9 protein-coding genes and 1 pseudogene are annotated in these 14,638 nt (G+C 68.1%); 2 read left to right on the top strand and 8 right to left on the bottom strand.

Annotated elements, in window-relative coordinates:
* Positions 1-23 precede the first annotated feature (23 nt).
* From FZ983_RS30140 to FZ983_RS30130, 3 genes are all read right to left on the bottom strand, one after another.
* Positions 24-878 carry a ParB/RepB/Spo0J family partition protein gene (locus FZ983_RS30140; RefSeq protein WP_149228248.1) on the bottom strand — a complete coding sequence of 285 codons (855 nt, stop codon included), beginning with the start codon at positions 876-878 and terminating at the stop codon, positions 24-26.
* The gene (locus FZ983_RS30135; RefSeq protein ID WP_149228247.1) at positions 868-1,890 is read right to left on the bottom strand and encodes an AAA family ATPase; all 1,023 of its coding nucleotides are present in this window, start codon (positions 1,888-1,890) and stop codon (positions 868-870) included. Before FZ983_RS30135 ends, FZ983_RS30140 begins: the two co-directional genes overlap by 11 nt.
* 93 nt (positions 1,891-1,983) lie before the next feature.
* Positions 1,984-2,931, bottom strand: coding sequence for a replication initiator protein A (locus FZ983_RS30130; RefSeq protein ID WP_149228246.1), 948 nt, complete (start codon positions 2,929-2,931; stop codon positions 1,984-1,986).
* A 1,064-nt stretch (positions 2,932-3,995) separates the two neighbouring features.
* Between FZ983_RS30130 and FZ983_RS30125 the strand changes: the two genes are divergently transcribed.
* Positions 3,996-4,790: a helix-turn-helix domain-containing protein gene (locus FZ983_RS30125; protein ID WP_247884042.1), complete on the top strand. Its 795-nt coding sequence runs from the start codon at positions 3,996-3,998 to the stop codon at positions 4,788-4,790.
* A gap of 34 nt (positions 4,791-4,824) precedes the next feature.
* Here FZ983_RS30125 and FZ983_RS30120 read toward each other — a convergent pair whose 3' ends face one another.
* From FZ983_RS30120 to FZ983_RS30110, 3 genes are all read right to left on the bottom strand, one after another.
* On the bottom strand, positions 4,825-5,181 hold the full coding sequence (locus tag FZ983_RS30120; RefSeq protein ID WP_149228245.1) for a hypothetical protein: 357 nt from the start codon (positions 5,179-5,181) through the stop codon (positions 4,825-4,827).
* A 156-nt stretch (positions 5,182-5,337) separates the two neighbouring features.
* Positions 5,338-5,625 carry a DUF2218 domain-containing protein gene (locus FZ983_RS30115; RefSeq protein WP_149228244.1) on the bottom strand — a complete coding sequence of 96 codons (288 nt, stop codon included), beginning with the start codon at positions 5,623-5,625 and terminating at the stop codon, positions 5,338-5,340.
* A gap of 35 nt (positions 5,626-5,660) precedes the next feature.
* The gene (locus tag FZ983_RS30110; protein ID WP_149228243.1) at positions 5,661-7,658 is read right to left on the bottom strand and encodes a TonB-dependent receptor; all 1,998 of its coding nucleotides are present in this window, start codon (positions 7,656-7,658) and stop codon (positions 5,661-5,663) included.
* Positions 7,659-7,867: 209 nt separating this feature from the next.
* On the opposite strand from FZ983_RS30110, the gene FZ983_RS30105 reads away from it, so the two are divergent.
* Positions 7,868-8,899, top strand: coding sequence for an AraC family transcriptional regulator (locus FZ983_RS30105; protein WP_149228242.1), 1,032 nt, complete (start codon positions 7,868-7,870; stop codon positions 8,897-8,899).
* 217 nt (positions 8,900-9,116) lie between these two features.
* On the opposite strand, the gene FZ983_RS30100 is transcribed toward FZ983_RS30105, so the two are convergent.
* Positions 9,117-13,946, bottom strand: a complete 4,830-nt coding sequence (locus FZ983_RS30100; protein WP_149228241.1) for an NAD-glutamate dehydrogenase domain-containing protein — start codon at positions 13,944-13,946, stop codon at positions 9,117-9,119.
* Between the two features lie 498 nt (positions 13,947-14,444).
* A pseudogene (locus FZ983_RS30095) lies at positions 14,445-14,638 on the bottom strand (aldolase/citrate lyase family protein); the annotation flags it as partial.

The following is a 14,638-nucleotide window of genomic DNA, read 5'->3' as shown; positions in this document are numbered from 1 at the left end:
ACGTGCTTTCGCGTTCGAAACCCTCAGCCGTTCAGCAGGGCATCGATGCGGTCGCGCAGGGCCTGCAGCCTTTCGCGATGTTCGCGCTGCAAGGATTGGGCGACCGTGTCGATGGCGGCCAGATCCTTGTCCATGCGGTTGATCGCCTTGCCCAGCACCCGCATCGGCTCGGCCGTGGAGGATGCCGCCGGACGGGCCGCCCGCACGGCACCGACCGTCAACCCGCCGGTGCGGGCCGTCTGCCAAAGCCGGCGCAGCTCCGCCTCGTCCTCGACGAAGGCCAGTTCGACCAGGGCGGAGCGGGAGACCGCGTCCGGGTTGGCGCGATAGTCGGCCAGGATGTCTTCGGGCAGGCGCAGCACCTTCAGGCGCTTGGACACCTCGGCCTCCGAACAGCCGACGGCCGCCGCCACCTCCGCCTGGGTGTAGCCATGCGCCTCGATCAGCTGGGACAGGCCGCGGGCGAGGTCGATGGCATCCAGATCCACGCGCTGGACATTCTCGATCAGCGCGATTTCTTCCGGACGGCCCTTGGTGATGATCGCGGCGATGGTGCCGCGGCCGAGCAGCCGGTGGGCGCGCAGCCGCCGCTCGCCGGCAACCAGCCGATAGCGGCCCTTTTCCGCCCCCTCCTGGACCAGCACCGGTTGCTGCAACCCGTGACGGTCGATGGAGTCCGCCAGCGAGCGCAGGGACTCGTCATCGAAGACCGTGCGCGGCTGGCCGGGGTTGGTCTCCACGGCGTCCAGATCGACCTCGACCAGCCGGGGCAACACACCGCTCAGTCCGAACATGCGGTCGGTTTCGGCGGCAAAGCCGGCTTCCTTGGCCTGGAGCACGGTGGCGGCGGTCTGGCGGGTCAGCTTCTTAGGCGGCATCGACGGTCTCCTGCAGGCGGCCCATGGCGGTCAGCAGCGCGGCGGCGATGGCGGCATAGCTCTCCACACCGGGGGCGCCGATGTCGGCATCCAGCGTGATGACGTTGGCGCCGGCCGCCTGGGCGTAGATGGTCGCGCGCGGCACCGGCGGGAACACGCGGCGGGTGTCGCCCCACAGGCGCTGGATGTCGTCGAGCGACGACTTGTCCTGGGTCTGGCGCGGATTGACCATGGTCGGCAGGATGCCCAGCACCTCCAGCCGCGGGTTCAGCCGCCGCTGGATCTTCGCGACGGTGTCGAGGAAGGCGCTGACGCCGAGGATGGCGTGCGGCTCCGCCTGGCAGGGCACCAGCACGTAATCGGCGGCAGTCAGCGCGTTGATGGTCACCGCGCCGAGGTTGGGGGCGCAGTCGATGACGATCACGTCATAGCGCTCGCGTACGCCGTCCAGCATCTCGGCCAGCGCGGTCTGGGCGTTGGTCAGGTTGCCCGGCAGCTCGGTGTCGGCGCTCGCCAGCGCGATGCTGGACGGAACGACGTCCAACCCTTCGACGCTGGTCGGTCGGATCACCGCATCGAGCGGGGTCTTGCCCATCAGCGCGTGGTAGAGGACCTTCCCGGCCTCGGTCAGCGCCACCACGTCGGTCTGCGGCACGCCGACATGCACGGTGGCGTTGCCCTGCGGATCGGCATCGACCAGCAGCACGCGGTTGCCGGCGCGCGCCAGGATGAAAGCGAGATTGATGGAGGTCGCGGTCTTGGCCGTGCCGCCTTTCTGCAGTCCGACGGCGACGGTGGTGCCGCGGCGGGGCAGGGGGCTTTCCGGCCGTTCCAGATCCAGCAGCAGAAGCCGTCCCAGCACGTCGCGGGGCAGGGCCTCCTTGCCGGTCTCCCACTTGCTCAGCCGCTGCTTGTCGTATTTGCGGCCGGTGAGTTCGTTGACGAACGCCGCCATCTGCGTCTGGGTCAGGCCGCGCCGTTCCCGCAACGCCTTCAACTGTTCCCCTGTCACGCCCCGTCCTCCTGCCCCGGCACCGGTTGCGGCGACCCTATCAAGTCGTCGCCACTCCGGCAACGGGTGTCTACCGGATGGGGAGGGGGAGATTCACACCGTCTCGTCGTACTCCACCTTGGGAACGTCGATCCAGTTCTCGGGCTGGCCCTGGTCCTTCTTCCAGAACAGCACCGGCAGGTCGGCGTTCAGCACGCGGCCCAGAACGGCGCCGCGCGCCTTCATCGTCTCCTTGTATTCCGCCGTCTCGACGATGCGCACGCCGTAGCCGGGAATGCGGTCGGCGGCCAGGACCGGACCCAGCGCGTTCTTGAACTTGCGCAGGTCGTTGTCGGAGCCGACGCGTTTGCGCAGCGGCTCCAACGCCATCCAGAAGGCATGGCCGCGGGCGAGGTGGGCGCGCGCGATCTCGTAGAGCCGCTTCTCCACCGGCTTCAGCGCGAAATACTGGTCGTCGTAGCTCAGCAGATTGTGGCCCAGCGCCGCGCGCGTGACCCAGCCCGACAAGGTCAGCTTCAACCCGCGCACCGCGCGCTCGCCGTCCTTCTTGCGCTGGTAGAGCAGCTTGTAGTCGGAAATCCACGAGAAGGCGCCGCTTTCGCCCTCCCCGCCGGTTTCCAGGTTGGTCTTGATCTGCGTACCCTGCAGCCGTTCCAGCGCTCCTTCGATCTTGTCATAGGCGCTGCCGCCGGCGGTCTTGCCGACGATGCGCTGGAGGTCGCTGGTGGTGAAGTGAAGCTCGCCCAGCTTGGACGGACCCTTGCCCGATTCCATCTTCTCGCGCAGCAGAGAGATGGCGTAGAGCAGCACCGCCTTGTCCCAGATGGTGGCGACGCCGACATTCTTCGGCGCCCGCACCTCGATCCGCACCTTGCCGTCGTCATAGGTCGGCAGCGATTCCGCCTTGTCCTTCGACAGGCCGAACAGGCTGTAGACCATCATGTGGCGGTCGTTCTGGACATCGCCGGTCAGCGGTGAATCGAGCCGCAGAGCCAATTGCAGCGGCCGGTCGAGCAGCTCGGCGTTGGTGGTCTGGGACATGCGATCTCTCCGCGGGTGCTGTGCGGCTTCAAATGGGTTGCAGCCATAATCCACAAGCCCGCCCCTCTGTTCCACAGCTCCGGCTCAAACGTCGCCGTTCTGCCGAAAGATTCCCGTCAACGGCGCGATTTGCTCCTGCGAACGTCGCCGTTCTGCCAGTTTTCCCGATCGGGGCTGGCGGGAGGCGACGAGAGGCGTTCGGGCGTGCGTCCGAGGACTCTCACCCGGCCGGTGACAGCGTCAACGTCTGCGTTCTGCCGTGCCGGAGGGTGGCGGGATGGGCAGCGTTCATCATAAGTGATTGTTTCTGCTCGGTTATAATGCTGCATCACTGCCCGGGTCAGGGTCGGAATGCCCCCTGAACGGCCCCTGACTGGCAGAACGACGACGTTCGGACGATCCGCCGGAGGGCCGATTCCCGCCCGATTCTCCGCCGATTCTGGCCGGCTGGTGGTGGAGTGGGGGAGGGGAGGGCTCCATTATTCGGCAGAACGGCGACGTTCGGAACCAGGATCCGGCCGACACAAAGCTCTCATTCTCAAGAATCTTTCGGCAGAACGGCGACGTTCGGACCCGAATCTTTCGGCACAACGGCGACACCCGCAACGGGACAGCCGACGACATGCCGCCATAAGCGATTGATTCCCACCGAAGAATCCCGCCGCCGCCCATTGCAGCGTCGCTGATGTGCCACTTTCCGAAGACCGTGGACAGACGCGCAACGGCACGTACACATTTCAAAAAACGGGCGAAAACCGCCCTCACGCCATCAACCTGCGTCCATGCCAGTTTCTGGCCGGCGCCACGGTTTGCTGCACCTTGAAGGAGAGCATCATGACGTAACGGAGGACCGACCTCCGCAAACACAAAAGGCCCGGATTGCTCCGGGCCCTTCGTGTCGGACGGAGGAGACCGAGGGAAACCCGGGCACCCCACATCTGGCGGTTTGGCGACTCCATGATGGCAGGGCAGCCCCGTGATGCCAAGCGGATTCATCCCGAGTCCGTCGACGCTCTCCCCTTGTCTCCACCCGTCCACGGATCGACCGACAGACGGGTGTCTCAATGAAGCCATACATCGACATGTACAGGCGCTGGATTGCCGTGCCCGGCATCCAGGCCGCCGACATCGCGGTGTTGTCCGCGCTCTATGCCCATGCCGACCGCGACGGTGTCTGCACCGCCACGCAAGGTGAACTGGCGGAGGAGCTTGGGCAAAGCCGTGCCTGGTTCAATGCCGTGCTGAAGGGCCTGCAGGCGCCGTCGGCTGCGCTGGTCTGCGCCCAGTCGCGGCGCGGCCTGCGCGGTTTCGCCTATCGGCTGACGGGTATGGAGGGCGTCACCGCCGGCCTGTCCTGTCAGCCGGCTGACATCGGCGGTTCGCCGGCCGGCTTCTCCTTGGAATCCCAGAATCCTGATTCCTCCTCCTCCCAATCGGGTGGGAAGGATGCGCGGCAGGATGAGGCATTGCCCGCCGACTGGCAGCCCGATGCCGCCGATCTCGCCTGGGCGGCGCTGGAACGTCCGGAGGTCGATGCCGGCCGGGTGACCGCGAAGTTCGTGGCGTGGTGCCGCAAGGCGCATACCCGCAACGGCTACCGCCCGCCGGATCCGGGGGCCGCATGGCGGCGCTGGATCCTCCGGGAACTGGTCGCTCCGCCCGATGTGTCCCGCGACCCCGCCGCCGAAGCCTCTCCGTCCATTCCGTCCGCCGTTCGCAACCATCGCCGGGAGCCCCGCCATGACCGCCGTTCCATCCTTCCCCGCAGCGGATCCGCGCCCGATGCCGGGTCCAATGCTGCCATCCGCAACCGCGAAACCCTCGCTGCCCTGCGCCTTCGCCTCGCTGGCCAGTCTTGAGGTCGCCGACCTGCGGTTCGAGACGCAGGATCTGTCACCCGACGAGATCGGGGCGCTGGCCGAGCGGGTGGAGCAGGCCATTGGTACTCTGACGCCGCCGATAGGCATCGAGAATGTGCTGATCGGGCTGGAAAAGCTGGCCGACCGCTTCGCGCTGGAACTGCCGGACGCCGAGCTGCTGGAGGCCGACGTGCGGGCGATGGCCGATTGGCCGGCCGACCGCTGGATGGCGACCTTCGACGCCGTCTGGTCGAATTTCCGCAGCGGATGGAGCCGCTTCCCGACCCTGGGCGATTTCCGCGACGCTCTGGCTGCCCTGCCGGCGGTGGGGGAGAGCCGGGCCGCCGACGATCTGCGGCGTCTGGCCTCGCGCCTGCGGCAGGAACAGCAATTGCGCGCCCGCACCGAAGAGCAGCGCCGCCGTGCCCGTGCCCGCGAAGCGGCGCTGGCCGAGCGGCAGCGGGAACTGGCGCGGTGCCGGCTGGCGGATCCGGCGGCCGGTGAGGATCGCCGGGATCCGGACCGGCCGGTGTCGGACCTGGGGGCGTCAGCCGGCGGGAGTCCAGTCCGGCTTCAGCCCCTCCTTCCAGGCGAAGCGGACCAGATGGTCGTCCACCACCGCCTTGACGCGGGCCAGCGCCTCGGCGTCCGCCGCCTCGGCCCGCAGGGTCAGCAGGCCGTCGGAGGCCGTCATCGCGCAGCGTCCCCAGGGGAATTCCGCCTCACCACTGGCGGCGTCGTACCGCACCGCGATCTTGTGGGCGAAATGCTTGCAGAGCTGCTGCAGGTACCGGCTGGCAAGGGCCGTCGGGATCGTGGCCGTTTCGGTCAGCATGGATGCGCTCCCTATCGTGACGGGGTCCGGCCCGCTCAGAACTTGACGGTGGAGGTGAGATAGAAGGTCCGCCCCTCCGCCAGCGCCGGCTGCACGGTGGAGGTCTGGCCGTAGCTCGACCGGCTGACATAGACGGCGTCGAAGATGTTGTTGGCCTCGGCCCGCAGGGTCCAGTTGGGCGCCGTCTCCAGCGGCTTCCATTCGGTGAAGAGGTTGACGACCTGATAGCCGTCGATGGAGCGGAAGCCGTAGGCCCGCAGCGCGTCGTCCTCGACCTTCAGCGCGATCTCCGCCGAGGCGCCCAGCGTCAGCCGCAGATCCTCGAAGCCGTAATGGCCGCGCAACGCGAAGAGGTCGCCGACCGGGACGGCTGTGTTGTAGTCGGACGACAGCGCCATGCGGTTGCCGTACTTCACGTCGGTGTGGGTGTATTTCGCGCTGATCCCGGCATTGCTCCAGTCATAGCCGGCGGTCAGGTCGAAGCCCCGGCTGCGCAGATCCTCGCCGTTGACGCGGGTGTAGGTGGTGTAGTTCCAGGCGACCGGGTTCTCCATGTAGGTGAGGAAGGCCGCCACCTCCAGCCGCAGTCCCTGGTGGGCATAGCGCAGGCCGGCGCGCATGTTGTGGGCGGTCACCGGCTCCAAGTCGCTGGAATAGCGGTAGTTGGCGGCGTGGAACAGGGCGGCTTCCGCCATCTCCAGCCCGCCCCAGTTGTAGCTGTAGCCGCCGAAGGCGGTGAGCCGGTCGGTCACGGCATAGTCGGCCGACAGGTTGGGGCTGATGCCGGTGTTGTCGAAGGTCTTGTGGTCGACCGACCGGTAGCTCTGATGGTCGATGCGGACGCCGGTGGACAGGCGCAGCCGCTCCACCGGGGCGAGGCGGGCCTGCAGGAAGCCGCCGACAGTGGTGATCCGCTCGTCCGCGTCGGTGGTAAAGTGGAAGCGGTCGATGTGGATGTCGTCGCGGGACAGGTCGAAGCCGGCGGTCAGGGTGCCGGTCGGGATGGCGAAGCTGTTCTTCACCGTCAGGCCGATGGTGTCGACCTCGCTGTCGAAGGCGCCGTGCGCGGTGGTGCGGCGGTTCTCGTTGGGCCGCTCCAGCCGGTTGCGGGTGTAGGAGACGGTGACGCCGGGATTGAACCAGCCGGTCGGCTGCATGGTCTCGTAGCTGACGACGGCGGTGGTGCGGGTCGCGGTGTTGCTGTTCATCAGCGGCCCGGTCGGTCCGCCGACGATGCCGAGGTTGGAGCGCAGGCGGCGCACCGCGTCGTCGCGCACATGCTCGCCCGACACCGAGATGCGGTGGCCGCCGTCGGACTCATAGGCCAGCTTGCCCAGGCCGCTGACCAGATCGGTGCCGGTGCCGGCCTCGGTCACGCCGTTGCCGTTCTCGTAGTTCCTGCCCCGCGACAGGGTGCCGATGCCGAGGATCTCGAAGCCGTGCTTGGCGGCATAGCCGGCGCCGGTGGTCCGCCAGGTTTTGGAGTTGGTGTCGTAGCCGAGGATGGCGGTGGCGCCGACATCCTGCCCCGGCAGGAGCATATCGGTGGCGTCCTTCGTCTTGAAGGCGACCGCACCGCCGAGCGCGCCCGGACCGGCATCGGCGGGCGACACGCCTGGGTCGACCTCGACCGACTTCAGGAAGGTCGGGTCGAGCGTCAGGTTGCCGTTGTGGTGCCAGATGCCGGCGCGCTGGGCGGCACCGTCGATGGTGACGTTCAGCTTGCTCTGGTCGATGCCGTGCAGATAGATCTTCTGCGCTGCGGTGCTGCTGCCGGGGACGGTGATGCTCGGCTCGCCCTGGAACAGGTCGCGCAGGGTCTGCGGCACCTCGCGGTCGATGGTCTTCCGGTCGATGACGGTCGCCGCCTCCACCGGGCGGGGCGCCTCGCCCTCCACCGCGACGGAGGGGAGGGTGACGGCCTTGTCGGTCGGACTGCCGGTCTGGGCGAGGGCGGGGACCGCCTGCGCCATCAGCGACAAGGTTAGAAGGGCGGTCGTGCTGGTGATCCGGTGACGGAATCGGCTGGTCATGGTCGGCAGTCCATCCTTTCGCGTCACCCCCGGATCACGCCCGCTGGACCATCGGCCCTTGCTGTGATATCCGAGAATGCGACGCATTCGCAATATAGTTCCGGCGTCCTGGACGCTGTTCACGCTGGTATAGCCCGCGCTGCGCCGACGATGCCTTTGCGTGCCGGTCAAACTCCTTTGCCGGTTCGCCAGATGACGGGAATGGGCCGATGACGGATGGCGACGTATTGAGGGCTGAAAGCCCGCTCCGCTGGCGGGATCTGGTGGCGCGCGGCAACCGCGGGGGCGAGGCGCTGCCGGCGATAGTGCCGTCGCTCGATCCCGACGACATCGTGCTGCGCGGCCGGTTCCGCATGGAAATGCTGCGCAGTGGTTTGTCGCTGCATGCCACCGATGCGGTCGATCTGCGCGACATGACGACGGCCGCCGCCGCCGGGCCGGGGCTGACGGTTGCGCTGTTCTTGCGGGGCGAGGTCGACATCTCGCTCGGCGAGCGCCGCTATGCCTTGTCGGCGGCGCGGGAGCCCATCCTGTTCCTGCTGTCCCGCACCGAGGAGGACCGGTTCCAGCGCCGCGCAATGCGCGGCAATTGGGTACGCAAGATCACGCTGGGCCTGCCGCCGGACTGGCTGGACGGTGACGGCGGCCCGGTCTGTGCGCCTGCGGCGGGGGAGGGGGGGCTGTGGCGCTTCCGCCGGACGCATGGCGCCAGCCTGACGCTGCGGCCGACGCCGCGGCAGGTGGCGCTGGCGGAACGGCTGACCGGACCCATCGCCTGCCCGCCGATGCTGGAAAGCCTCTATCTGGAAAGCCACGCGCTGGAGATCGTCGCCGACGCGCTGGGCATGGTCGACTTGCCCGCCACCCACCCCTTGAGCAGCCGGGACCGTGCCCGCCTGCGCATCGCCTGCGAGTATCTGGAAAGCCGCGACCCGGACGACGAAGCGCCCTTGCGGCTGGAGGAGGTCGCCCGCCATGCCGGGATGAGCGTCAGCACGCTGCACCGCCTGTTCCGGGCCGGTCATGGCATGTCGGTGTTCGAGTATGAGCGGGCACGGCGGATGGAGCGGGCGCGGACGGCGCTGGAGTGCGACGGTGTCAGCGTGACGGAGGCGGCCTATCTCGCCGGCTATTCCAGCCCGGCCAACTTCGCCACCGCCTTCAAGCGGCGCTTCGGCCGCTGTCCGCGGGAAGCGCGGGCGACCCGCATCGCCCTTCCGCCGGCTGCGGGCAGAAGTTGAATCGCGGAGCGGTTCGTCTTCCGCATAAGTTGCTTTCGAAATAGAAAATGGGCGGATCCACGGTGAAGCGGATCCGCCCGAGGCAAGGAGACTGAAAGCCGGCGCCCGAACGTGCCTGCAAAGGCGCCAGCGTTCCGGCGGCCCGGCTGCGCGAGGAAGCGAGACCGGACCGTCCGAACCGAGCGTCTCCTATTCCTGTGTCGTCATCACTCCGCAATCACCCGGCGATCAGGCCGCGCAGCTGCCGGTTGGCGACCGCCAGCATGGCGAGGTCGACCGCGGGCTGGGCGCGCAGTTCGGCCAGCAGCTGCTCGACGCGTTCCACCACCAGACTGCGGCTGGCGATCCAGGCATCGACCGCGGCGGACTCGGCACCTTCGCTCTCCAGCACGCGGATGGTCAGCGCGCTCTGGTGGGCGAACAGGTCGTCGATGATTGCGGCGACCGCCTGACGCTGCCAGTGGTTGTCCACCTTGGCGCCATCGGCGCGGTCGCGCAGCCATTCCAGCCCGAAGCGGCGGCCCAGCCCGAAATAGACCGATGCGACGCCTTCCACCGCACGGCCGGTGCGTTCGGCGATCCGCACCAGATCCGGGGCGGCGGCCAGTACCGGCAATGCGGCGACCCGGCGGGCCAGATCCTCCGGCACGCCCTGGGCGGTGGCGTCGGCGACGCGGGCGGCAAGGCGGGAGGATTCCTCTGCGTCGAGGAAATGGTCCAGCCCGGCGGCCAGGGTTTCCACCCCCGGACGGAAGGCGGCGGATTCGCGGCCGAGATCCAGCGGGTGCGGGCTGTGCGCCAGGAACCACGCCACCGCACGATCCATCAGATGGACCGTTTCCAGCATCAGCGTGGTCTGCAGGGCGGCCGGGACGGCATTGTCCAGACCGTCGATGGCATCCCACAGCGGGCGAAGCTGGAACACGTCGCGGGTGATGGCATAGGCGCGGGCGACGTCCGCCGGGCCGAGACCGGTCTTCTCCACCATGTCGCGGACGAAGGTCGGGCCGACGCGGTTGACCAGGCTGTTGGTGACGGCGGAGGCGATGATCTCGCGGCGCAGGCGGTGGCGGAAGATCGCCTCGCGATGGCCGTCGCGCAGCGGCTGCGGGAAGTAGCGCAGCAGATCCTCGACCGTCGCCGGATCATCCGGCAATTCCGACGCCAGCAGATCGTCGTACAGCGTGATCTTGGCGTAGGCCAGCAGCACCGCCAGTTCCGGCCGGGTCAGGCCGCGCCGCTCGGCCATGCGCTGGGCCAGCTCCTCGTCGGTCGGCAGATACTCGATGGCGCGGTTCAGGCGGCCGTTGCGCTCCAGGTTGCGGATGAAGCGTGACTGCGCCTCCAGCAGGGTGGCGCCTTGCGCCTCGGCGATGGTCAGGGCGCCGGTCTGCCGGTAGTTGTCGGCCAGCACCAGCCCCGCCACCTCGTCGGTCATCGCCGACAGCAGGGTGTCGCGCTGCTTCAGCGTCATGTCGCCCCGCGCCATGACGTCGCCCAGCAGGATCTTGATGTTCACCTCATGGTCGGAGGTGTCGACGCCGGCCGAATTGTCGATGGCATCGGTGTTCAGGCGGACGCCCTTGCCGTCGCGGCCCTTCTGCGCCGCTTCGATGCGGCCGCGCTGGGTGACGCCCAGATTGGCGCCTTCGCCGACCACCTTGGCGCGGATCTGGCCGCCATCGACGCGCAGCGCGTCGTTGGCCTTGTCGCCGGCCTCGGCGTTGGTTTCGGTCGACGCCTTGATGTAGGTGCCGATGCCGCCGAACCACAGAAGATCGACCTCTGCCGTCAGCAGGCGGCGCATCAGCTCGGTCGGGGACAGATGGGTCTGCTCGATGCCGAAGCAGGCGCGAACCTCCGCCGTCAGCTCGACCGTCTTGGCGCTGCGCTCGACGATCATGGCGCCCTTCGACATCAGGGAGCGGTCATAATCCGCCCAGGAGGAGCGGGGCAGGGCGAACAGCCGGTTGCGCTCCTCCCAACTGGATGCTGCGTCAGGATCGGGATCGAGGAAGATGTGGCGGTGGTCGAACGCGGCCAGCAGGCGGATGTGGCGGGACAGCAGCATGCCGTTGCCGAACACGTCGCCCGACATGTCGCCGACGCCGACCACGGTGAAATCGGTGGCCTGGATGTCGGTGCCCATCTCGCGGAAATGGCGCTTCACCGATTCCCAGGCGCCGCGGGCGGTGATGCCCATCGCCTTGTGGTCGTAGCCGGCCGAGCCGCCCGAGGCGAAGGCGTCGCCCAGCCAGAAGCCATGGTCGACCGACACCCCGTTGGCGATGTCGGAGAAGGTGGCCGTGCCCTTGTCGGCGGCGACCACCAGATAGGGGTCGTCGGCATCATGGCGCACGACATCCTTGGGCGGCACCACCGAGCCGTCGGCGGCCAGATTGTCGGTGACGTCCAGCAGGCCGCGCATCAGCGTCTTGTAGCACTCGATGCCTTCGGCGAGCGCCGCCTCGCGGCCGGCGCTCACGGGCGGGGGACGCTTGACGACGAAGCCGCCCTTGGAGCCCACCGGAACGATGACGGTGTTCTTCACCATCTGCGCCTTCATCAGCCCGAGGATCTCGGTGCGGAAATCCTCGCGCCGGTCAGACCAGCGGATGCCGCCGCGGGCGACCTTGCCGCCGCGCAGATGGACGCCTTCCATACGCGGGCTGTAGACGAACACCTCCACCCACGGGCGGGGCAGCGGCAGCTCTTCGATGGAGCCGCTGTCCAGCTTGAAGGACAGGTGGGGCTTCGCCGTGCCGTCGGCAGCCGCCTGATAGGCATTGGTGCGCAGGGTGGCGCGGATCAGGTTGACGAAACGGCGCAGGATGCGGTCGTCGTCCAGGTTGGTGACGGCGTCCAGCGCGTCTTCGATCTGCTCCAGGATGGGCGCTTCGTCGGCCCGGTTCTTCGGGTCGAAGCGGGCGGCGAAGAGCCGCGACAGCAGACGCGCGATCTGCGGATGGCCGGCCAGCGTCGTCTCGATGGTGTCCTGGGCGTAGGCGAAGCGGGCCTGCTTCAGGTACTTGGCATAGGCGCGCAGAACCGTGACCTCACGGGCCCCCAGACCGGCGCGCAGCACCAGACGGTTGAAGCCGTCATCCTCCATCCGGCCGTCCCAGATGTCGGCGAAGGCCTCCTGGAAGGTCTGCTTGACCTTGACGCAGTCGACGGGCAAGCCGGTCTGGGTGCGGGCGGAGAAGTCGTGGATCCAGACCGACGGGGAACCGCCGGCCGGCCGAACCTCGTAGGGCTGCTCGGTGATCACCTTCAGGTCCATGTGCTCCAGCATCGGCAGCACGTCGGACAGCGGCACCGGCCGGCCCTGGTGGTAGATCTTGACGTGCAACTCGTCGCCGTCAGCCTCCAGCGGGTGGAATAGCACGATGCCGAGGCGCTGTTCGGAGAGCACCCGTTCGACGCGGTCGATGTCGTGGACCGCGGTTTCCGCCGTGAAGGTCTCGCGGTAGCCGGCCGGGAAGGCGTCGGCATAGCGGCGCAGGCGGGCGTTGCCGATCTCCTCGCCATGCGCCTCGACCAGCGCGTCGCGCAGGCGGTCGGCCCAGCTGCGGGAAACCTGGACCAGCCGCGCCTCGATCTCGCTGATGTCGGCGGGCGGGATCTTCCCCGGCTCCGTCTTCACCATCAGGTGCAGGCGGGCGAGCGCGCTGTCCGACAGCTGGGTGAAGTAGGAGCTGCAGGTGCCGTGGAAGGCGGTTTCCAGCACGCCCTGGATCTTGCGGCGGAGTGCGGTGTCGTAGCGGTCGCGCGGCACGAAGACCAGCGCCGAGACGAAGCGTTCGAACGGGTCACGGCGGACGAAAAGGGCAAGGCGCTGGCGTTCCTGCAGGTGCAGGATGCCGACCGCCGTCTCGAACAGCTCGTCGGACGGGGTCTGGAACAGCTCGTCGCGCGGATAGGTTTCCAGGATGTTCAGCAGCGCCTTGCCGTCATGGCCCGACGGATCGAAGCCGGCGCGGCCCATGACGCGGGCGACCTTGCGGCGCAGGAACGGGATCTCGCGCGGGCTGCGGTTGTAGGCGACGGAGGTGAACAGGCCGACCGCCAGCGTGACGCCGAGGACATTGCCTTGCCCGTCGAAGCGCTTGACCAGAATGGCGTCCAGCGGAACCGACCGGTGCACGGTGGCCTGCCGGGTACCCTTGGTGACCAGCAGCGCGCGCGGCTGGTGCAGGAAGGCACGAATTTCCTCCGGCAGAACGGCGGCGTGGCCGTGCTCGTCGAAGACGGTGATCTCCGGAGCGCGCAGCACGCCGAGACCGCTGCCCTCGACCAGCTCCAGCCAGGGTTCGCGCCCGTCGCCGCCGATGGTGGCGGTGTAGAGGCGGCTGCCCAGCAGGGTCATGTTGCCGTCGTCGACCCAGGTCAGGAAGTCGGTGGCTTCCTTGGATTCCTCTGCGTCGGGGGCGTGGGCGATGTCGTCGCGGGCGGCGCGGACGCGCTCGCGCATCGGGTTCCAGTCCTCCACCGCGGCGCGGACATCGGCCAGCACCCGCTCGATCCCCTCACGCAGACGGGCCTGGGCGGCCGGGTCCGACAGCGGGTCGATGGAGCAGTGCATGAAGGATTCGTCGCGCGCGCCGTCCTTCTCTTCACCGGCTTCCAGAAGCTCGACGATGCGGCCCTCGGCGTCGCGGACGACGCGGGTGACCGGGTGGATGACGAGGTGGACGGTGACGCCCTGCCGGTTCAACTCCGCCGTGACGGAATCGACCAGGAAGGGCATGTCGTCGTTGACGATCTCCACCACCGAACGCTCGGACTGCCAGCCATGCTCGTCCAGCCGCGGCGCATAGACCCGGACCTTGGGCTTGCCGGGCGTGCGCTGCTGTGCCCATTGCCACATCGCGAGCGCCGCGCCGTAAAGCTGTTCCGGTGTGCCGCGCAGCAGGTCGTCGGGGGGCACGTTGGCGTAGAAGCGCTTCACGAAGCGCTCCGCCCGCGCGTTCGGAACCCGGCTGCGCACCAGCTCGGCCAGCTGTTGCCGCAAGTCGCCCGCCAGATCCTTCGTCGCCGTCCGCATGATGGTGGATGTCTCCTCTCGGGTTTTCTTTGGATTGGTAGTACCATCCCCATCCGATCAATTCGACGGCAAATAAACGGCAGGATTTCTGACCAAGCGGCGATTTGCACTCCTTTCGGGTTATTTCTCCAAAGATTCGGACAACCCAGTGACATAGTCGCCGAATTTATCCATAGCCCGTTCACATCCCCGCCACCCCCCTCCCGCCGCCAGTACCGCGGCAAAGGCGCACAGTGCCCTTCTGCCGCATCTCCCGGTGGTCGCGGGGGGCCTGCGGGCATGGGGAAGCCGAATCGATTCGGGTGGTTCGGCCTTCTGCCGGCAAATCCGCGGAATGTCTGGAAAATGGCGCGGCAAGAAGGTCAGCGGCGCTGACTGAACGGCGGTTCCGATCTCCACCGGAGCATTTTGCGACAGGGTATCGATGGAAGGGCGTGCGTGCGTGGAAAGTTCGGAAAAATCGCGCGCACGCCAATCCTTGGGACGCGGTCGCAGGCGTCAGGCGTTCGTCTTGAACTTTGCGGCGAGCTGTTCGGAGGTGCGCGCGAGGATGCCGAGGTCGGAGCCGACGGCGACGAAGCTGCAGCCGAGTTCGATGTAGCGCCTGGCCAGCGTCTCGTCCGCCGACAGGATGCCGGCCGGCTTGCCGCAGGCGCGGATGCGGGCGATGGCGTCCTCGATCGCCGCCTGCA

This window comes from Azospirillum sp. B21 (assembly GCF_008364825.1).
In the GTDB taxonomy this organism is placed as follows: Bacteria; Pseudomonadota; Alphaproteobacteria; order Azospirillales; family Azospirillaceae; genus Azospirillum.
This window is presented reverse-complemented; position numbering and strand designations above follow the sequence as displayed.

What these genes read in the sequence shown, in the direction of transcription:
- FZ983_RS30140 (WP_149228248.1), bottom strand. Translation starts at nt 878, where the DNA reads ATGCCGCCTAAGAAGCTGACCCGCCAGACCGCCGCCACCGTGCTCCAG.
- FZ983_RS30130 (WP_149228246.1), bottom strand. Translation starts at nt 2,931, where the DNA reads ATGTCCCAGACCACCAACGCCGAGCTGCTCGACCGGCCGCTGCAATTG.
- FZ983_RS30125 (WP_247884042.1), top strand. Translation starts at nt 3,996, where the DNA reads ATGAAGCCATACATCGACATGTACAGGCGCTGGATTGCCGTGCCCGGC.
- FZ983_RS30115 (WP_149228244.1), bottom strand. Translation starts at nt 5,625, where the DNA reads ATGCTGACCGAAACGGCCACGATCCCGACGGCCCTTGCCAGCCGGTAC.
- FZ983_RS30110 (WP_149228243.1), bottom strand. Translation starts at nt 7,658, where the DNA reads ATGACCAGCCGATTCCGTCACCGGATCACCAGCACGACCGCCCTTCTA.
- FZ983_RS30105 (WP_149228242.1), top strand. Translation starts at nt 7,868, where the DNA reads ATGACGGATGGCGACGTATTGAGGGCTGAAAGCCCGCTCCGCTGGCGG.
- FZ983_RS30100 (WP_149228241.1), bottom strand. Translation starts at nt 13,946, where the DNA reads ATGCGGACGGCGACGAAGGATCTGGCGGGCGACTTGCGGCAACAGCTG.